17 protein-coding genes are annotated in these 17,718 nt (G+C 63.7%); 13 read left to right on the plus strand and 4 right to left on the minus strand.

Translation table 11 applies throughout. The features are described 5' to 3' along the window. Window positions 1-8 precede the first annotated feature (8 nt). From FRZ40_RS32670 to FRZ40_RS32700, 7 genes are read left to right on the plus strand one after another with little or no spacing between them, the layout of a single operon-like run. Window positions 9-965: an ABC transporter permease gene (locus tag FRZ40_RS32670; protein WP_028366616.1), complete on the plus strand. Its 957-nt coding sequence runs from the start codon at window positions 9-11 to the stop codon at window positions 963-965. Next, on the plus strand, window positions 962-1,921 hold the full coding sequence (locus tag FRZ40_RS32675; protein WP_147236975.1) for an ABC transporter permease: 960 nt from the start codon (window positions 962-964) through the stop codon (window positions 1,919-1,921). Before FRZ40_RS32670 ends, FRZ40_RS32675 begins: the two co-directional genes overlap by 4 nt. Continuing rightward, entirely contained in the window at window positions 1,918-3,747 is a 1,830-nt protein-coding gene (locus FRZ40_RS32680) for an ABC transporter ATP-binding protein (RefSeq protein WP_028366614.1), read from the plus strand. The genes FRZ40_RS32675 and FRZ40_RS32680 overlap by 4 nt, the downstream gene beginning before the upstream one ends. After that, window positions 3,744-4,064: a (2Fe-2S)-binding protein gene (locus tag FRZ40_RS32685; RefSeq protein WP_028366613.1), complete on the plus strand. Its 321-nt coding sequence runs from the start codon at window positions 3,744-3,746 to the stop codon at window positions 4,062-4,064. The genes FRZ40_RS32680 and FRZ40_RS32685 overlap by 4 nt, the downstream gene beginning before the upstream one ends. Then, window positions 4,043-5,497, plus strand: coding sequence for an FAD/NAD(P)-dependent oxidoreductase (locus FRZ40_RS32690; RefSeq protein ID WP_147236976.1), 1,455 nt, complete (start codon window positions 4,043-4,045; stop codon window positions 5,495-5,497). The genes FRZ40_RS32685 and FRZ40_RS32690 overlap by 22 nt, the downstream gene beginning before the upstream one ends. Further along, window positions 5,494-6,657, plus strand: a complete 1,164-nt coding sequence (locus FRZ40_RS32695) for an NAD(P)/FAD-dependent oxidoreductase (protein WP_147236977.1) — start codon at window positions 5,494-5,496, stop codon at window positions 6,655-6,657. Before FRZ40_RS32690 ends, FRZ40_RS32695 begins: the two co-directional genes overlap by 4 nt. Next, entirely contained in the window at window positions 6,654-6,992 is a 339-nt protein-coding gene (locus FRZ40_RS32700; protein ID WP_147236978.1) for a helix-turn-helix domain-containing protein, read from the plus strand. Before FRZ40_RS32695 ends, FRZ40_RS32700 begins: the two co-directional genes overlap by 4 nt. Before the next feature lie 737 nt (window positions 6,993-7,729). Here the strand turns inward: FRZ40_RS32700 and FRZ40_RS32710 are convergent. Then, the gene (locus tag FRZ40_RS32710) at window positions 7,730-8,701 is read right to left on the minus strand and encodes a LysR family transcriptional regulator (RefSeq protein ID WP_028366609.1); all 972 of its coding nucleotides are present in this window, start codon (window positions 8,699-8,701) and stop codon (window positions 7,730-7,732) included. Between the two features lie 101 nt (window positions 8,702-8,802). Between FRZ40_RS32710 and FRZ40_RS32715 the strand changes: the two genes are divergently transcribed. The 6 genes from FRZ40_RS32715 (at window position 8,803) to FRZ40_RS32740 (ending at window position 15,160) form a co-directional block, all read left to right on the plus strand. Beyond that, window positions 8,803-9,879: an ABC transporter ATP-binding protein gene (locus FRZ40_RS32715; RefSeq protein WP_028366608.1), complete on the plus strand. Its 1,077-nt coding sequence runs from the start codon at window positions 8,803-8,805 to the stop codon at window positions 9,877-9,879. 92 nt (window positions 9,880-9,971) lie between these two features. Beyond that, window positions 9,972-10,682, plus strand: a complete 711-nt coding sequence (locus tag FRZ40_RS32720) for an HAD-IA family hydrolase (RefSeq protein WP_147236980.1) — start codon at window positions 9,972-9,974, stop codon at window positions 10,680-10,682. Between the two features lie 2 nt (window positions 10,683-10,684). Next, window positions 10,685-12,013 (plus strand): NAD(P)/FAD-dependent oxidoreductase, encoded by a 1,329-nt coding sequence (locus tag FRZ40_RS32725; protein WP_147236981.1) that lies wholly within the window; start codon window positions 10,685-10,687, stop codon window positions 12,011-12,013. A 38-nt stretch (window positions 12,014-12,051) separates the two neighbouring features. After that, a complete protein-coding gene (locus tag FRZ40_RS32730; RefSeq protein WP_193567051.1) occupies window positions 12,052-12,921 on the plus strand; it encodes an ABC transporter permease in 870 nt (289 codons plus the stop codon). Further along, window positions 12,918-13,715 carry an ABC transporter permease gene (locus tag FRZ40_RS32735; RefSeq protein WP_028366604.1) on the plus strand — a complete coding sequence of 266 codons (798 nt, stop codon included), beginning with the start codon at window positions 12,918-12,920 and terminating at the stop codon, window positions 13,713-13,715. Before FRZ40_RS32730 ends, FRZ40_RS32735 begins: the two co-directional genes overlap by 4 nt. 20 nt (window positions 13,716-13,735) lie before the next feature. Then, entirely contained in the window at window positions 13,736-15,160 is a 1,425-nt protein-coding gene (locus tag FRZ40_RS32740) for an aldehyde dehydrogenase family protein (RefSeq protein ID WP_147236983.1), read from the plus strand. A gap of 59 nt (window positions 15,161-15,219) precedes the next feature. Here the strand turns inward: FRZ40_RS32740 and FRZ40_RS32745 are convergent, their stop codons facing one another. The 3 genes from FRZ40_RS32745 to FRZ40_RS32755 all read right to left on the minus strand — a co-directional run bounded on the left by FRZ40_RS32745 (window position 15,220) and on the right by FRZ40_RS32755 (window position 17,718). Next, complete coding sequence (locus tag FRZ40_RS32745; RefSeq protein WP_147236984.1) at window positions 15,220-15,639, minus strand: type II toxin-antitoxin system HicB family antitoxin; 420 nt, start codon at window positions 15,637-15,639, stop codon at window positions 15,220-15,222. Between the two features lie 80 nt (window positions 15,640-15,719). Next, window positions 15,720-15,905 carry a type II toxin-antitoxin system HicA family toxin gene (locus tag FRZ40_RS32750; protein ID WP_028366601.1) on the minus strand — a complete coding sequence of 62 codons (186 nt, stop codon included), beginning with the start codon at window positions 15,903-15,905 and terminating at the stop codon, window positions 15,720-15,722. A 100-nt stretch (window positions 15,906-16,005) separates the two neighbouring features. Next, complete coding sequence (locus FRZ40_RS32755; protein ID WP_147236985.1) at window positions 16,006-17,718, minus strand: GMC family oxidoreductase; 1,713 nt, start codon at window positions 17,716-17,718, stop codon at window positions 16,006-16,008.

Genomic DNA, 17,718 nt, shown 5'->3' on the forward strand with positions numbered 1-17,718 from the left:
GATATCCGATGAAAGCTCACGCGCAACGACTCATCGCCGCGCGCCTCGGACTTGCGTTGCTGACGCTGCTGCTGGTGTCGGCGATCGTGTTCGCGATCACGGGCCTGCTGCCCGGCGACGCGGCGCAACAGGCGCTCGGCCAGGCCGCGACGCCCGAACAGGTCGCGGCCCTGCGGCATCAGTTCGGTCTCGATCAGCCCGCGCTGCAGCGCTATGTGCAGTGGCTCATGCATGTCGTGAGCGGCAACTTCGGCACGTCGCTGTCGAACAACCTGCCCGTCAGCGAGCTGATCGCGACGCGGCTGCCCAACTCGCTCGTGCTCGCCGGTTTGACGGCGCTCGTCTCGGTGCCCGTCGCGCTCGTGATCGGCGTGCTGTCGGCGATGTTTCGCGGCTCGCTGCTCGACCGCGTACTCAATGTGCTGACGCTGTCGACGGTCGCCGTGCCCGAATTTCTGATCGCGACCATCGCCGTGCTTGTGTTTGCAGTAAAGCTGCGCTGGCTGCCCGCGCTGTCGTATCTGTCCGAGGTGACGTCGTTCGGCGCGCTGCTGCGCATCTACGCGATGCCCGTGATGACGCTGTGCTGCGTGATCGTCGCGCAGATGGCGCGCATGACGCGCGCGGCCGTGCTCGACCAGCTGAACGCGTCGTATGTCGAGATGGCCCTGCTCAAGGGCGCGTCGCCGATGCGCATCGTGCTGCGTCACGTGCTGCCGAATACGATCGGCCCGATCGCCAATGCCGTCGCGCTGAGCCTGTCGTATCTGTTCGGCGGCGTGGTGATCGTCGAATCGATCTTCAACTATCCGGGGCTCGCGAGCCTGATGGTCGATGCCGTCACGAACCGCGACATGCCGCTCGTGCAAGGCTGCGTGATGGTGTTCTGCGCGGCGTATCTCGCGCTCGTGCTGATTGCCGATCTGTGTCAAATCATCTCCAACCCGAGGCTGCGTCAACGATGAACCGCCCCGCCACCTCTCACGCGACCACCGTTCTCTACGCGACGCCCGACGAAGACGGCAAGCCTTGTGCCGATGCTCGCCAGGAAGACGCGCCCGTCGAAATGCAGCTCGCAAGGCGCGGCATGCTGCGCCGCCTCCTGAACCGCTTCTCGCTGCTCGGCCTGATCGGTCTGACGATCGTCGTGTTCTGGCTCTGCGTCGCGTTCATCGGGCCGCTGGTTGCGCCGTACAACGGCGGCGCGGTGACGTCGACGGAAATCTTCGGCGTGTACAGCGCCGCGCATCCGCTCGGCACCGACTACCTGGGCCGCGACATGCTGAGCCGCGTGCTGTACGGCACGCAGTACACGGTAGGACTCGCGCTCGCATCGACGGTGCTCGCGAGCTGCATCGGCACGTTCTTCGGTCTGCTCGCGGCTGTCTCGGGGCGCTGGGCCGATGAAATCCTGAGCCGTCTGTTCGACGCGCTGATCTCGATTCCAAGCAAGGTGCTCGCGCTCGTCGTGATCGCGGCGTTCGGCTCGTCGGTGCCGATGCTGATCATGGTCGCCGCGCTCGCGTACATTCCCGGCGCGTTCCGCATCTCGCGGTCGCTCGCGGTCAACCTGATGACGCTCGAATACGTGCAGGTCGCGAAGGCGCGCGGCGAAGGGCTGTTCTACATTGCGCGCGTCGAGGTGCTGCCGAACATGATTCATCCGATGCTCGCGGACTTCGGCTTGCGCTTCGTGTTCATCGTGCTGCTGCTTTCCGGGCTGAGCTTTCTCGGCCTCGGCGTGCAGCCGCCGAATGCGGACTGGGGCTCGCTCGTGCGCGAGAACATCGGCGGTCTCGCGGAAGGCGCGCCTGCCGTGCTGATGCCCGCAGTCGCGATCGCAACGCTGACGGTCGGCGTGAATCTTCTGATCGACAGTTTGCGCCGTCACGGTGCGCGCGCTCACGGAGGCCGTCAATGAACATGATCGAAGTGAAAGATCTGCGCGTGGTCGCGGGCACGGCGCCCGATCCCGTCGTCCACATCGTGAAGGGCGTCGACTTCACGGTGAAGAAGGGCGAAGTGCTCGCGCTGATCGGCGAGTCGGGTTCGGGCAAGACGACGATCGCGTTGTCGCTGCTCGGTCATGCGCGCGGCGGCTGCTCGATTGCGGGCGGCTCCGTGAAAATCGGCGGCGTGGATGTGCTATCGCTCGACGATAACGGACGGCGCGCGCTGCGGGCGCGCACCGTCGCGTACGTCGCGCAGAGCGCGTCGGCGGGCTTCAATCCGGCGCGCACGATCATGGACCAGGTGACGGAGCCCGCGCTGCTGCACAAGCTGATGACGCCCGCTGCCGCGCGCAAGAAAGCCGTCGATCTGTTCCGTTCGCTAGCGCTCCCTTCACCGGAGACGATCGGTACGCGCTATCCGCATCAGGTGTCGGGCGGACAGTTGCAGCGTTTGATGGCAGCGATGGCGCTGATCACCGATCCCGCCGTCGTCGTGTTCGACGAGCCGACCACGGCCCTCGACGTGACCACGCAGATCGAAGTGCTCGCCGCGTTCAAGCGCGTGGTGCGCGAACTCGGCACGACAGCCGTGTATGTGTCGCACGATCTCGCCGTCGTCGCGCAGATGGCGGACCGCATCGTCGTGCTCAACGGCGGCCTGGTGCGCGAGAACGGCACGACGGCGCAAGTGCTCGACGCGCCCGCTGACGAATACACGCAGCAGCTTCTTGCCGCGACGCGCCGTGCGGAACCCGAGCTTGCGCCGGCGCTTGCCGAAGTGCCGCCGCCGCTGCTCGAAATCCGCAACCTGAGCGCGGGCTACGGACGTATCGATGCCAACGGCGTGCCCGCCGTCCGCGTTCTCGACGACGTGAGCCTGAAGATCGCGCGCGGCTGCACGCTCGGCGTGATCGGTGAATCGGGGTCGGGCAAGACGACGCTGGCGCGCGTGGTGGCGGGGCTGGTGGACCGTGCGCGCGGAGATGTGCTGCTCGACGGCAAGCCGTTGCCCGCGAAGCTCTCCGGGCGCACGCCCGATCAATACCGGCGCGTGCAGATCGTGTTCCAGAACGCCGACACGGCGCTCAATCCGAGCCGCACGATCGCCGATATCCTCGCGCGTCCGATGAACTTCTATCACGGCCTGCGCGGCGCGGCTGCGCAGAAACGGATGCTCGAACTGCTCGATCTGGTGAAGCTGCCTGCATCGGTGGCGAAGCGGCAGCCGGGCGGCTTGTCGGGCGGACAGAAGCAGCGCGTGAACCTGGCGCGCGCGCTCGCCGCGAACCCTGCGCTGATTCTCTGCGACGAAGTGACGTCCGCGCTCGATACCGTGGTCGGCGCGGCGATCCTCGATCTGCTCGGCGAATTGCGGCGCGAACTCGGCGTGTCGTACATGTTCATCAGTCACGACATATCGACGGTGCGCGCGATCTGCGATGAAGTGATCGTGCTGTATGCGGGGCAATGTGTCGAAGCGGGACAGCGCGACGCACTCGCGGCGCCGCCTTACCACCCCTACACGGGCCTGCTGGTCGATTCGGTGCCCGCGCTGCGGCCGGGATGGCTCGACTCGCGGCGCGCGCTGACGAGCGGCGCATTGCCCGCGATGGGGCCGGCGGCCGATTCGAACGAACTGTGCAGCTTCCGCGCGCGCTGTCCGGCGCGGATCGACGGCAAGTGCAACGTCACGCCGCCATCGATGAAGAAGCTGCCGTCGGGTGCGGAGATTCGTTGCCACCGCTCGGCAGAAGAATTGATTCGCATGCAGACGATTGACACGGTGGCGGCATGAACGCGCGCTTCGTGAGAGTGGCGGAAACGGCGCGCGAGACGTTCGACATCACCGTCGACGGCGTGGTCACGCAAGCGGCCGAAGGCGACACGCTGATGGTCGCGCTGCTGACCACGCACGACACGCTGCGCGATTCGGAATTCGGCGACGGCCGGCGCGCGGGTTTCTGCCTGATGGGCGCATGCCAGGACTGCTGGGTCTGGACGTCGGAAGGCGAGCGCGTGCGCGCGTGCACGACGCCTGCCGCGCCGGGCATGTCGATCGTGACGCGCATGGCGCTTGCCGGGGAGGGCGTATGGCCGTGGAACGGGACGTGAAGCAGCGGGACGTGAAGCACTTGAAAGTGATCGTGATCGGCGCGGGGCCGGCCGGCGTGCGCGCGGCGCAGGCGCTCGTCGAAGCGGGATTGCGTCCGATCGTCATCGACGAAGGACGGCGTGACGGCGGCCAGATCTATCGACGCCAGCCGCAAGGCTTTTCGCGTTCGTATGACACGCTGTATGGGACGGAGGCGGCGCGCGCCGAGTCGCTGCATCGCGACTTCGATGCATTGCGTGCGCAGATCGACTATCGGCCTGAAACGCTGGTCTGGAACATTGCGCCGAAAGCGGTGCATGTCGTCAGCGGCACACGCTATGACGAACTGGTGTTCGATGCGCTGATCGTCTGCAGCGGCGCGACCGATCGCTTGATGCCCATTCCGGGCTGGCATCATGCGGGCACCTTCAGCCTTGGCGGCGCACAGGTCGCGTTGAAATCGCAGGGCTGCGCGGTCGGCGCGCGCACTGTGATGATGGGCACTGGACCGCTACTGTATCTGGTGGCCGCGCAATACGTGAAGGCGGGCGCGACCGTGAGTGCGGTGCTCGATACGTCGACGCTCGCGCAGCGACTGCGTGCGTTGCCTCAGTTGCTTGCCATACCGCGAACGCTCCGCAACGGTATCGCGCTGTTGAACGTGCTGCGGCGCGCGCGCGTGCCCATTCATCGCGGCGTGACGCCGCTTGCCATCGAAGGTTCTTCGGAACATGGCGTGACGGGCGTTTGCGTGCAGCTCGCGAACGGCGCGACGCTCGATGTGAATTGCGATGCCGTCGCGCTCGGCTATCACTTGCGTCCGGAAACACAGTTGGCCGATCTGGCGGGCTGCGAATTCCGTTTCGACGGCGCGACGCAAATGTGGCTGCCGCACATCGACGCGGACGGCCGCAGCAGTGTCGCGGGCGTCTATCTGGCGGGCGACGGTGCGCGCGTGCGCGGCGCCGATGCAGCGGAGCGCGCGGGGCGGCTTGCGGCGTTGGCCGCGTTGCATGATGCAGGTCTCGACCGTGAAGGCGCCGTGGCGTTGCGCGCCGAACTCGCGCGTTACACGCGCTTTGCCGCGGGTTTGCGTACGGCGTTTCCGTGGCCTGCGCGCTTCGCGGCCGCGTTGCCCGACGAGACCATCGTGTGCCGCTGCGAGGCCATTACGGCGGGCGAATTGCGGCACGTGGTGCGCGATATGGGCGCGACGGAAGCGAACCGCGCGAAGGCGTTTTCGCGTGTCGGCATGGGGCGTTGTCAGGGGCGTTTCTGCGCGCATGCGGGCGCCGAAGTGATCGCCGCGGAGGCGCGCGTGCCGCTGGAGGCTGTCGGACGGCTGCGTGGCCAGGCGCCCGTCAAACCGCTGCCGATGGCTATCGCGCCTGTTCACGCGCCTTCCCGCGTTTGCGAAGCGGCGGATAGTTGCGCACAGGAGTACAGCGAATGAGCGATCGTGCCGATGTGATCGTGATTGGAGGGGGAATCGTCGGGACGTCGACGGCGTTTTTTCTGCGGCGCAGAGGGCGTTCGGTGATTCTGCTGGAGCGCGGCTTGACGGGGCAGCAGGCAAGCGGCGTCAACTTCGGCGGTGTGCGTCGGCAAGGGCGGGCGCTGACGCAGCTGGCGATGGCCAATCGCGCGCTCGAAACGTGGCGGCGTTCGAAGGAACTGCTGGGCGACGATGTCGAGTTCCTCGCGTCGGGCCACACGCGTGTGTGTTATCACGCGCATGACGCGGAGTACTTTCATCGCTATGCCGCCGACGCGCGTGCTTACGGACTCGATCTCGAAGTGCTCGACGGCGCGGCGATGTTCAGGCGTTTTCCGTTTCTCGGGCGCGAGGTGCTGGCTGCATCGGTATCGCCGCTCGACGGCCATGCGAATCCGCGGCTCGCGGCGCCTGCATTCGGGCGGGCGGCTGCGCGACTGGGCGCACGCATCGTCGAGAACACGGAGATCGTGCGCGTGGAGAAAGAAGCGGCCGGCTTCCGGGTCGAGAGTGCGGCGGGCGATGTGTATCGCGCGGAACAGGTGTTGATCTGTGCGGGCGCGTGGGCGAATACGCTATCGACGCAACTCGGCGAGCCTGTGCCGCTCGTGGCGCGCGGTCCGCAAATGGCTGTCACCGAGCCGGTGCCGTATGTGTTCGGGTCGTCGATGGGCGTGTACACGTCGATCAAGGAGGAGAGCGTTTATTTCCGGCAGATTCCGCGCGGCAACATCGTGCTCGGCGGCGGCCCGCCCGGTCCCGCCGATGCCGTCACGCGACGCGCAGGTGTGCTGCCGGGCAACACGGTGCAGCAGATGGCGCAGTTCCGCAGGCTCGTTCCCGCGCTGGCGCCGTTGCACGTGATTCGCGTGTGGAGCGGCGTCGAAAGTTATCTGCCGGATTCCGAGCCGGTGATCGGTCCCAGTTCGAAATTGCCGGGGCTTTTTTATGCGTTTGGTTTCAGCGGGTCGGGGTTTCAGATCGGGCCGGGTGTCGGCGAGACGCTTGCCGAACTGATCGGCACGGGCAGCACGCCGATTCCGCTCGATACGTTTTCGATTACACGGTTTGCGCGCGCCGAGCCGGCGCAAGTGGCTACTAGCGAGGCTTCTTTATGAGTACCGTCGATGAGTCGTCGATCACCTTGCGGGATGCCGTTGCTTTTATCGAAGCGAATTTCGATAAGACTGTGAGTCTTGCGCAGTTGGCCGAGATTTCTGCGCTCAGTGTTTCGCGGTTTGCTACTGTTTTTAGACAGCAGGTCGGGCTTTCGCCTTATAGGTATTTGTGTGGAGTGCGGGTGCGGCGCGCGCAGGCTTTGTTGCTGGCTGGTGTGCCTGGGGCTGTTGTTGCTACTGAGGTCGGGTTTTTTGATCAGAGCCATCTGGCTCGGCATTTCAAGAGGTTTTGTGGGATGACGCCGAGTGGGTTCGTGCGGAGGGCCAAATGCTGACGCTTTTTGGGGGTTTGGTATTGCGCTGGCATCCGCGTTTTCGTATCGGTTTGTTAGCGTTGCCCCTGTGCGGGGCGGCACTTACTTTCTTTGCCGCCGCAAAGAAAGTAAGCAAAGAAAGCGGGCTAACCCCGCCAATCCTTGTGTTTGCCTGCGGGCCCCCCACGGGTCCCGCACTCCACACGGCATCACAACATTTTGCGCGCGTTGCCAGCGTGCTAACTCACGCCTCACCCACTTCACACTCCCGCGTCACAGGCCGCATTATCGGGAAGTCCACGGCCGCCCAGGCGGCAAACTGTGTGTAGGCCGTCGCGACCTAAGTGCACCACTCCGGACTGAAAAGCGGGTCGGTGTCGTAGGAGAGTCAACGCGTAAGGTGCGACAACCTACACACAGTTTGCCACCTGGGCGGCGCAGACGGATCGCTGCCGCGGGCCGCGCTACGGGCGAATGGAGTGGGTGATGCGCCTGTTAGAGGCGTTGGCAACACACATGAAATAGCGTGTTACCGTGTGGAGTGCGGGACCCGTGGGGGGCCCGCAGGCAAACACAAGGATTGGCGGTGTGAGCGGCTTTCTTTTGCCTACTTTTCTTTGCCGCGGCAAAGAAAAGTAGGTGCTGCCCCGCACAGGGGCGACGCCTGAAGTACAGATATGAATTCGCGGATGCCAGCGCAAAAAAGGCAAAAAGCAAACCAAAACCAAAAAATGGCGACTGCGTCGCAGACAAAAAAACTAGCCAACCTTCAACCCACCCTGCCGCATGGCATCAAAAATCCCGAGCATCGGGTACTTCTTCTCAATGATCCGCATATCATTGCGAGTCTCTTCGATAATCCAGTCACGCACATCATCGACGATAGGTCTAAGCGGCCTATTAGCAGGCCGCACAAGACAACACCGCCGATTAGTGACAATCACCTCCTGCTCAGCAGGCACCAGAGCCCCTTGCGCAAGCCAATGCGAAACAACATTGAGCCACCCAAGCGCAATTCCCTGCCCGAGCAGGGCAGCCTGCACCACAATCGCGTAATCGCCGAAACTCAGCATGCCCGCGACATGTCGCCCATGCCCCGCATACGCGCCGAAGCGCTCATGCCAGCCGCGCTCCTCGTCATCCATGACGATCACGGTATCGCCGTGTACGCGGCCCTCATCGGTCTGCGCGTTCTCCAGATACCGCTCGTTGCAAACGGGCAAGAGCGTTTCAGGCATCACCAGCACCGCGTTGTCGTCGATCTCGCCATCGTGCAGAAATCGCATGCCAAGGTCGACGTCGTTGAGCGGCCCACCAATGCGCCCGGATATCAGCTGGAAGCGCAAATCGATATTAGGGAAAGCCTGATTGAGCCGGCTCATGCGCGGCATCAGCCAGTGCGTGGTGAAACCCGTCGACACCGATAGCGTGACCGACTCGACCCCCGTTGCGCGGGCCTCGATTTCCCTGATTGCGTTTTCGATGCCGTTGAAGCCTTCGGAAATCGCGCGATACAGAATCCTGCCGCTTTCCGTCAGCTCGATGCCGCCGCGCACACGCTCGAACAGGCGCACGCCGATGTGATCCTCCATCCGCGCGAGCATGCGGCTCACGGCAGGCTGGCTCACGTAGAGCTCCTGCGCGGCGCGCGTGAAGTTGCCGCAGCGTGCAGCCGCTTCGAACACGAACAGCGCATTGGCGCTCGGCAGTTTCTTGCGAAGATTTGGCATGACCTGATGTTATGCCCGATCCAACAATTTGGGAATTGCTGTCAAAAAGAACGGGCCGTATATTTTTCTCACCGCATCCCCTTTCCAGCGAGAGACACGCCATGGACGCACGAGCGAAAACGGGAGTATCGATCAGGTCGGCAACAAAGCGTTATGGTCCCGTGGTCGCACTGGACGACGTATCGCTCGATATCGCGCCCGGTGAATTCGTATCGCTGCTCGGGCCTTCCGGGTCGGGCAAGACCACGCTGCTCGGCATTCTCGGCGGCTTCGTGCAGCCCACCTCGGGCACGGTGTGGGTCGGCGAGCGCGACATTACATTTGCGCCGCCGCACAAGCGCAACATCGGCATCGTGTTCCAGAACTATGCGCTGTTCCCGCACATGAGCGTCGGCGAAAACGTCGCTTTCCCGTTGCGCGCGCGCCGCGAGCCGAAAGCGGGCTGGGCGAAGAAAGTCGCCGACGCCCTCGCGATGGTCGAACTCAGCGGCTACGAGTCGCGCAACATCAGCCAGCTGTCGGGCGGTCAGCGTCAGCGCGTGGCGCTCGCTCGCGCGATGGTGTTCGAGCCGCAACTGATCCTGATGGACGAGCCGCTGTCGGCGCTCGACAAGCAGTTGCGCGAAACCATGCAGATCGAATTGCGCCGCCTGCATCGCAAGCTCGGCGCGACCATCGTCAACGTCACGCACGATCAACGCGAAGCACTGACGATGAGCGACCGCGTCGCCGTGCTGAAAGACGGCAGGCTGGTACAGATCGACACGCCCGAACGTCTCTATGACCGGCCATGCGATGCGTTCGTCGCGAGCTTCATCGGCGAAGCTACGTTGCTCGACGTGAGCCGCGTGGGCGACGACGCCGTGCGTCTCGGCGATGCCGTGTTGCGCACCGCGCATCCGCTGCCGCGCGGTGAAAAGCTGCTGCTCGCGGTACAAACGGAAAAGCTCATCATCGACGGCGCCGGCGGACATAACGGCACGAACCGTCTGTCGTGCCGCGTGACCGAAGTGCTGTATCAGGGCGAGAGTCTGCGCGTGTTCGCCGCGCTCGCCGACGGCACGGCCATCAGCCTTCGACAGCCCGGCAGCCACGAAGCGCGCCGCCGCATTCCATCGCCGGGCGCGCAGATGACAGTCGCGCTCGACCCTCAGGACACGATCGTCGTGGCCGCCTGATTTGAGCCTGATTTCAAGCCTGATTTAACCCACCGCCTGTGCACGGGCATGCCTTCTTACGCGATACACGCAAACTGCAAAAGGATGATGCAATGAAGCTCACCGATTTCAAGGTTCTGACGTTCGATGTCGTCGGCACGCTGATCAACTTCGAGAAGGGCGTGCTCGCGTCCGTGCGGCGACTGGGCGGCGCGAAAGCGAAAGACCTGACCGACGACCAGATTTTCGGCCCGTACATGGACGGCCGTGCGAAATATCCGGGCCGCTCGAGCCACGAGATGGCGAACGTGTATCTGCATCTCGCGAAAGAACTCGGCCTGCCCGACGATGCGCAATCGGCGGCCGCATTCCAGCGCGACGTGCTCGAATGGCCCGCGTTCGAAGATTCCGTCGCGGCATTGAAGCGCCTGCGCAAGCACTATCGTCTGGTCGCGATGACGAACGCGGACCGCGTCGCGTTGTCGGCGTATGCACACACGCTCGGCGATCCGTTCGACGATACCGTCTGCTGCGACGAAACGGGCGTCGCAAAGCCCGATCCGCAATTCTTCGCGTATAACCGCGGCCGTCAGGCAGCGTTCGGCTACAAGTTCGGCGAGATCCTGCACACTGCGCAAAGCCAGTATCACGACATCGGCATTGCGACGAAGCTCGGTTACGCAACCTGCTGGATCGAGCGCCGCCAGGGCTTGAAGGGATTCGGCGCGACGCCTGTGCCCGAAGCTGTCACCGAGCCGACCTTCAGGTTCGCGACGCTCGCCGCGCTCGCGGATGCCGTCGAAGCCGAAGCGCGCGCTGCCTGATCATGCTCGCACCGACACCGCACCGGCCGCAGCCCGACTCGCTCTGGCGCGCGATGGCGGCGCGCTCGCCCGTCACGCACGCGCCTGTCAGCGCCGGCTCGCCGCTCGCGCGCGATCTGATCGTCGATGTGGCGATCATCGGCGCGGGTTACTCGGGCCTTGCGGCGGCGTATGCGCTCCAGAAGCGCGGCGTCGACTGTGCGGTGTTCGATGCGAACCCGATCGGCTGGGGCGCGAGCGGACGCAACGGCGGCGTGGTGTCGTCGAAATTCCGCTTGTCGTTTCCGTCGATTGCCAGCACGTACGATCTCGACACCGCAAAGCGCATGCACCGGCTCGCGCATGACGGCGTGCGCGTGGTCGAACAGTTCGTCGATGAGTTCAAGCTGGAACGCGCGCAGTTCGAGCATACGGGCAGCCTGCGCTGCGCGCATACGGAACGCGCGCTCGCTTCGATTCGAGTGGAAGCGGACTGGGTGCGCACACAGTTGGGCGATACGTCGATGACCGTTCTCTCGCGCGATGAGATCACGCACGAGACCGGCTCGAAGGGTTTCGTGGGCGGCGTCTTGAGCGCCGACGCAGGCACGATTCTGCCGCTCGAATATGTGCGCGGCATCGCGCGTGGCTTGACGGCGCGCGGCGTGCCCATCTACGAATCGACGCCGATAGTCGACATGACGCGCGTGCAGGAAGGCGTGCTGCTTCGCACGCCGGGCGGCAGCGTACGCGCGAAGCAGGTGATCGTCGCGACCAACGCGTACTCGAACCTGACGGAAGCGACCGCGCCATATCAACGCGAACTCGTGCCGTTCCGCAGTGCGATGATAGCGACGGAAAGACTGTCGCCAGAACTCGACGCGAAGCTGATGGTCAACCGCCGGAGCTACACCGAAACGCGCCGCATGATGAAGTGGTTTCGGAAGGTGGATGGACGCATGCTGTTCGGCGGGCGCGACGCGTTCGGCAAGGAAGGTCAGGACACGGGCTTCGCCGCGTTGCAGCGTGCGATGATCGCGCTTTTTCCCGATCTCGCGAGCGTGGGTGTCGAGTATCGCTGGTCCGGGTATGTGGGCATGACGTTCAACGCGTTGCCGCACGTTGGCCGCAGCGACAATGTCACGACATTCTGTCTCGGGTATAACGGTGCGGGCGTTGCGATGGCGAGCCTGATCGGCCAGCATGCCGCCGCGCTTTCGCTCGGCGAGAAGCCCGAGCTTGCATTGCTGGCGCAGCAAGGTTTGCGGCCAGTGCCGTTTCATTCGCTGCGCGCGCCGGGTGTCCGGCTCGTCGCAGCGTGGTATCAGTTTCTCGACGCCGTGGGTGCATGATGACGACAGTCAAACACGCTTTCCAGGATCAGGCTGTGATGCAGACCGCTACGATCGATCCGTCGGTTCGTCACCAGCAGCGCGAAGATCGCGCGATGCTGCTGCTGATGGCGCCCGCGCTGCTCGTTGTCGTGGTGCTGCTGGTGTTGCCGCTCGCGTGGCTGTCGTGGCAGTCGATCTATCACGACGGTGCGTTCACGCTCGTCAACTACCGGCGCATTTTCACGGGCACGTATCTCGACACGTTCCTGATGACGTTCAAGCTGAGCATCATCGTGACGGCCATTACATTGCTGCTCGGCTATCCCGTCGCCTATTTCGCGGCGTCCGTGCCGCCCAGATGGAGCGCGCTGATACTCGGCATGGTCATTCTGCCGTTCTGGACCAGCGTGCTCGTGCGCACGTATGCGTGGCTCGTGCTGCTGCAGCGTACGGGACTCGTGAACAAGGCGCTGATGTCGATGGGTCTGATCGACCGGCCCGTGCAGCTTGCGTACAACCAGTTCGGCACGATCATCGCGATGGTGCATATCCTGTTGCCGTTCATGGTGCTGCCGCTGTACTCCGCGATGCAAAAGATTCCTTCGAATCTCTCGCAGGCGGGCGCGAGCCTCGGCGGCTCGCCGCTGCATGTGTTCTGGCGCGTGTTCCTGCCGCTGTCGATGAGCGGCGTGGTTGCAGGTGTCACGCTTGTATTCGTGCTTTGTCTCGGTTTCTACATCACGCCTGAGCTGATGGGCGGCGGCAAGTCGATCATGGTGTCGATGGTGGTGAGCCGCAACGTCGAGATATACAACAGCTGGGGTGCGGCGAGTGCGGTGAGCGTCGTGCTGCTGGTCTGCGTGTTCGCGATCTTCTATGCGGCGAGCCGCGTGATTCCCCTCGAAAAGACACTGGGCGCGAAATGAACAAGATCTCATTCGGAAGGCTGACGCTGGGCGCTGGCGTCATGCTGATCCTCGTGTTCCTGATGCTGCCCGTGGTGATCGTCGTGCCGTTGTCGTTCTCGGACACGCGCTTCATGACGTTCCCGCCGCCTGCATACTCGCTGCGCTGGTATCACTCGTTCTTCGACAACCCCGCGTGGATCGAAGCGGCGCGCGTGACGTTGACGGCGTCCGTATGTGCCGCGCTGATCGCAACGCCGCTCGGCATCGCGGCGGCGTACGGCATCCAGCACGGCTCGCACTGGTCGATGAAGTATCTGCGCACGCTGCTGATGCTGCCGCTGATGGTGCCTATCATCATCGTTGCCGTCGGCGTGTTTTTCGTGTTCACGCAGGCAGGCTATGTGAACACGCTGGGCGGGCTGATCGTCGCGGATACGATGCTCGGGCTGCCGTATGTGCTGATTTCCGTCGGCGCGGATCTGCGCACCTTCGATCGCACGCAGGAGATGGTCGCGCGAAGCCTCGGCATGAACCGCTTCCGCAGCTTCATGACGGTGACGCTGCCCCAGATCAAGGCGAGTGTCATTTCCGGCGCGGTGTTCGTGTTCATTCAGGCACTGGATGAAACGGTTGTCGCGCTGTTCATTTCGGGCGGCTCGAATCAGACGCTGACGCGGCGCATGTTCGTCACGCTGCGCGACGAGATCGATCCGACCATCGCCGCGATCAGCACGATGTTGACGGCGCTAACCTTGTGCCTCGTGATGATCGTCGTCGTGAGCCGCCGCTCGTCGTCGATGGCGCGAGCCTGATTTCTTTCTACGGAAGCGGGATGTCCAACTCCTTGAAGTTCTATATCGACGGCGCGTGGGTCGAGCCGTCCGGCACGGCGCGCCTGCCCGTCGTCGATCCCTGCACGGAAGCGCCGTTCGCCGAGGTCGCGCTCGGCAATGCGCGGGATGTCGAGCGCGCGGTCGCTGCCGCGAAGCGCGCGTTCGTCTCGTTCTCACGCATCCAGCCCGAGGAGCGCGTGGCGCTGGTGCGGCGCATTCTCGATGCGTACCTCGAACGCTACGACGAGATGGCCGCGACGATCATGCGCGAAATCGGCGCGCCCGCGAAGCTGTCGCACGCGTGGCAAGCGGGGCTCGGCAAGCGGCATCTGGAAGAAGTGCTGCGTACTTGCGAAACCTTCGAATGGCAGCGCAGGAAGGGCACGACGCTGATCAATCATGAGCCCGTCGGCGTCGTCGCACTGATTACGCCGTGGAACTGGCCGATCAATCAGATCGTCTGCAAGGTCGCGCCGGCGATTGCCGCAGGCTGCACGATGGTGCTCAAGCCCAGCGAGGTGTCGCCGCTGAACGCCGTGCTGTTCGCCGAGATCATCGACGCGGCCGGCGTGCCCGCGGGCGTGTTCAACCTCGTGAATGGCGACGGACCGACAGCGGGCGCGGCGCTATGCAGCCATCCCGATGTCGACATGGTGTCGTTCACGGGTTCGACGCGCGCCGGTATCGACATTGCGAAGCTCGCGGCGCCGACGGTAAAGCGTGTGCATCAGGAGCTGGGTGGCAAGTCGGCGAACATTCTGCTCGACGATGTCGATCTCGAAGCGGCCGTGACGGCGGGCGTCAATGCGTGTTTCGGCAATAGCGGCCAGTCGTGCAATGCGCCGACGCGGATGCTCGTGCCTGCGTCGCGGCACGACGAAGCGGTCGCGATTGCGCGGCGCGCGGCCGAAGCACATCGCGTCGGCGCGGCGGACGCGTCGGAGACGACGATGGGGCCCGTGGTCAGCGAGATGCAATTCGGGCGCGTGCAGCGTCTGATCGGTATTGGTATCGATGAAGGCGCGCAGCTGGTGACGGGCGGCCTCGGACGCCCCGATGGTTTGACGCGCGGCTACTTCGTGAAGCCGACTGTGTTCGCCGACGTGAGCCCGTCGATGACGATCGCGCGGGAGGAAATTTTCGGACCTGTGCTCGCGATCATGCCGTATCGCGACGAGGAAGAAGCGATCTCGATCGCCAACGATACGCCGTTCGGTCTGGCGGCGTATGTGCAATCGGCGGATATCGAGCGCGCTCGCAACGTTGCATTCAGGATGCGCGCGGGCAGCGTGTATCTGAACTATCCGGCTTGGGATGCGGGCTCGCCGTTTGGTGGATACAAGCAGTCGGGGAACGGGCGCGAGTATGGGGAGTGGGGGCTGGAGGCGTTTCTGGAGGTGAAGGGGATTGTGGGGTTTGGGTGAGGGGAGAGTGGAGAGCGCCCAAGAGCGGGCGCTTTCATTACAAGCAATTATTGCGCGAATTACACCGCGCGCACGTCGAGCCGCTTTCCGAGCACCGCAAACGCCGACTCGACCATCTCGATCTTCGATGAGTGGCTGAAGTTCAGCAGCCGATCCACCTGAACCTGATTGACGCTGAGCCGGCGCGCGAGTTCAGCCTTGCGCACGTTCTGACGCAGCATCTCGCTAGCGAGTAGCACCTTTGCGGTGACGAGCGCCGGCAGCGTGACCACGGGTTGCCCCCGCCTGGGCTTCGAGGGCATTGGGATACTGCGTTTCTCTGCAAAGTAGATTTCGAACGCAGCTTCAAGTGCATCTAGCGCTTGCACTTTCGCGTCTTCTTCGTTGTCGCCGACGGTAATGGCTTCCGGGACATCCGGAAACGTGACGAGCAGTGTTCCGTTGTCGTCGGGTTTCATGACGATCGGGTAGCTGAGCATAGATGTGTCGATATGGACCATTCTTTCCGGGAACATGCACTCAAATACGCGAGTGAGAGAGCCCTTGCGGGCTCTCTGCTTTACTTGATGCCGAGTTGCTTCTTGATCGCTTCCACCAGCCCCGTACCGATTTCCTTCGCGCCGTGATCAGGGAAGATGGTGCTCCTGCCATCAAGCGTAACCCGGTAGTGACTCGAGCCGCTTCGGTGCTTTTCGAACGTCGCACCTTGCTGCTTGAGCCACTTCCTGAACTCGCTGTATTTCATGTTCTCCCTATCAAGTTGCGAAGGGAGAAATATACAACAATAATGTTACATTTATCTGTAGGAATTTGCAACAAAACTGTTGTATTTGACGTCGGGTAAGTTACGCGAAATTGAGCACATAGTCAGCACCAGGCTTGGCCCGTCTCTTAAGCATCTCCGCCACCCGCTCCGCCATCATGATCGTCGGCACATTGGTATTTGCACACGGAATCGACGGCATCAGCGATGCATCGCACACATGCAATCCTTCCGCGCCATACACGGCGCCATCGGCGTCCGTCACCGCGAGCGGATCGTCTGAAGACCCCATCCGGCAAGTCCCTGACGGATGCCACGTCTCACCGGCCGAGCGCGTGACGAACTCCGTCATCGCCTGATCGTCGGCGAGCAGGTCTTCGATCGACACACCTTGTGTCACCACGCGCCGGATCAACGACCCGCGCAGCGGCCCGGCCACATCGAGCAACGCGCTCAACGCCCCACGCTGAACCGCATTCCACACGCCAGGCACGGCGACAGCCGCAACGCGCGGCGAATAGCTCGACGGAAACACCACGTGCCGATGCCGCGCCATCGAAGCCGCCCCGAGCGTCTGCGCACCAAAGCGCAACGCCAACTTCAGCCGTTCGAGATCGCGCTGATCGGACAACATCGCGAAGTCGACCCGAGGCTCGTCGAAAGGACTCGCCGACGCCAGCTTCAGATGCCCACGCGAATACGATTTATTGACCCAGAAGAAGATCGTCCCCAGCCGATAACCAACAGAGTGCCAGCCCGAACGCGACAGAATCGCGCCGTGCATGTCGCCAGGCACTGTATCGGGCAGACCGGAAGAAAAGCGGACGATCGCCTGTTCGTGATGTTCGTCGGGGAAAGCCGTACGCGCGGCGCGCGGCAGGAACGCGGACACGGCAATCGACGGATGCTCCATCAGATTGCGTCCCACGCCCGCGCGATCGGCGCGCACATCGATACCGAGCGCCTTGAGATCGCCGGCCGGGCCGATCCCGCTTCTGAGCAGCAGCGCAGGGCTATGAATCGCGCCCGCGCTGACGATCACACGCGCCGCGCGCAAATCCTCATGCGTGCCGTCCGGGCGCAACACGCGCGCCCCCGTTGCACGCTGTCCATCGAACAGTATCCGATCGACCACAAGCCCCGTGCGGATCGAGGGATTCTTGCGCGCGCGCACTGTGTCGTCGAGATAACAGACGGACGTCGGAATGCGCTCGCCTTGTGCGCTCACGGCGATCGAGCCAATAAAAGTACCGTCTTCCCACGGACCGTTCTGGTCTTCATGCAGCGCAAGCCCGCGCTGTTGCAGCGTATCGAGCACGGCCTTCACGAACGGCGAGATGCGCGGCCATGCGGTGCGCTGAATGCGCAGCGGACCACTCGCGCCATGCAACTCACCACCGAAATCGCAATCCGTTTCCAGCTTGCGGAAGTAGGGCAGGCACGCGTCCCAGTTCCAGCCGCGCGCACCGAGCGTGTCCCACTCGTTGTAATCGGCAGGTGCGCCGCGATTGGCCATCAACGCATTGATGGCCGAACCGCCGCCCAGCAGCTTCGCCTGTTCATAGCGGCGCAGCGCGGCGGGCGCGCTCATGCGGGCCTTCAACTGCTGCCAGATGTTATCCGTGTCCAGATACGCGCGGCCCGGATAGCGGCTGCGGATCGCATCGGGCATGTTGTCCGGCGAAATATCGCGGCCCGCTTCGATCAGGCAAACGCTCTTGCTCGCATCTTCGGAAAGACGCGCAGCCAGCACGCAGCCAGCGGAACCGCCACCCAGAATCAGATAGTCGATCAC

The sequence above is a fragment of the Paraburkholderia azotifigens genome (assembly GCF_007995085.1).
GTDB classification, from domain to species: domain Bacteria; phylum Pseudomonadota; class Gammaproteobacteria; order Burkholderiales; family Burkholderiaceae; genus Paraburkholderia; species Paraburkholderia azotifigens.

Excerpts from the sequence above, each read along its gene's own strand:
- FRZ40_RS32670 (WP_028366616.1), top strand. The coding sequence starts at position 9 with ATGAAAGCTCACGCGCAACGACTCATCGCCGCGCGCCTCGGACTTGCG.
- FRZ40_RS32675 (WP_147236975.1), top strand. The coding sequence starts at position 962 with ATGAACCGCCCCGCCACCTCTCACGCGACCACCGTTCTCTACGCGACG.
- FRZ40_RS32680 (WP_028366614.1), top strand. The coding sequence starts at position 1,918 with ATGAACATGATCGAAGTGAAAGATCTGCGCGTGGTCGCGGGCACGGCG.
- FRZ40_RS32685 (WP_028366613.1), top strand. The coding sequence starts at position 3,744 with ATGAACGCGCGCTTCGTGAGAGTGGCGGAAACGGCGCGCGAGACGTTC.
- FRZ40_RS32690 (WP_147236976.1), top strand. The coding sequence starts at position 4,043 with ATGGCCGTGGAACGGGACGTGAAGCAGCGGGACGTGAAGCACTTGAAA.
- FRZ40_RS32695 (WP_147236977.1), top strand. The coding sequence starts at position 5,494 with ATGAGCGATCGTGCCGATGTGATCGTGATTGGAGGGGGAATCGTCGGG.
- FRZ40_RS32700 (WP_147236978.1), top strand. The coding sequence starts at position 6,654 with ATGAGTACCGTCGATGAGTCGTCGATCACCTTGCGGGATGCCGTTGCT.
- FRZ40_RS32710 (WP_028366609.1), bottom strand. The coding sequence starts at position 8,701 with ATGCCAAATCTTCGCAAGAAACTGCCGAGCGCCAATGCGCTGTTCGTG.
- FRZ40_RS32715 (WP_028366608.1), top strand. The coding sequence starts at position 8,803 with ATGGACGCACGAGCGAAAACGGGAGTATCGATCAGGTCGGCAACAAAG.
- FRZ40_RS32720 (WP_147236980.1), top strand. The coding sequence starts at position 9,972 with ATGAAGCTCACCGATTTCAAGGTTCTGACGTTCGATGTCGTCGGCACG.
- FRZ40_RS32725 (WP_147236981.1), top strand. The coding sequence starts at position 10,685 with ATGCTCGCACCGACACCGCACCGGCCGCAGCCCGACTCGCTCTGGCGC.
- FRZ40_RS32730 (WP_193567051.1), top strand. The coding sequence starts at position 12,052 with ATGCAGACCGCTACGATCGATCCGTCGGTTCGTCACCAGCAGCGCGAA.
- FRZ40_RS32735 (WP_028366604.1), top strand. The coding sequence starts at position 12,918 with ATGAACAAGATCTCATTCGGAAGGCTGACGCTGGGCGCTGGCGTCATG.
- FRZ40_RS32740 (WP_147236983.1), top strand. The coding sequence starts at position 13,736 with ATGTCCAACTCCTTGAAGTTCTATATCGACGGCGCGTGGGTCGAGCCG.
- FRZ40_RS32745 (WP_147236984.1), bottom strand. The coding sequence starts at position 15,639 with ATGCTCAGCTACCCGATCGTCATGAAACCCGACGACAACGGAACACTG.
- FRZ40_RS32750 (WP_028366601.1), bottom strand. The coding sequence starts at position 15,905 with ATGAAATACAGCGAGTTCAGGAAGTGGCTCAAGCAGCAAGGTGCGACG.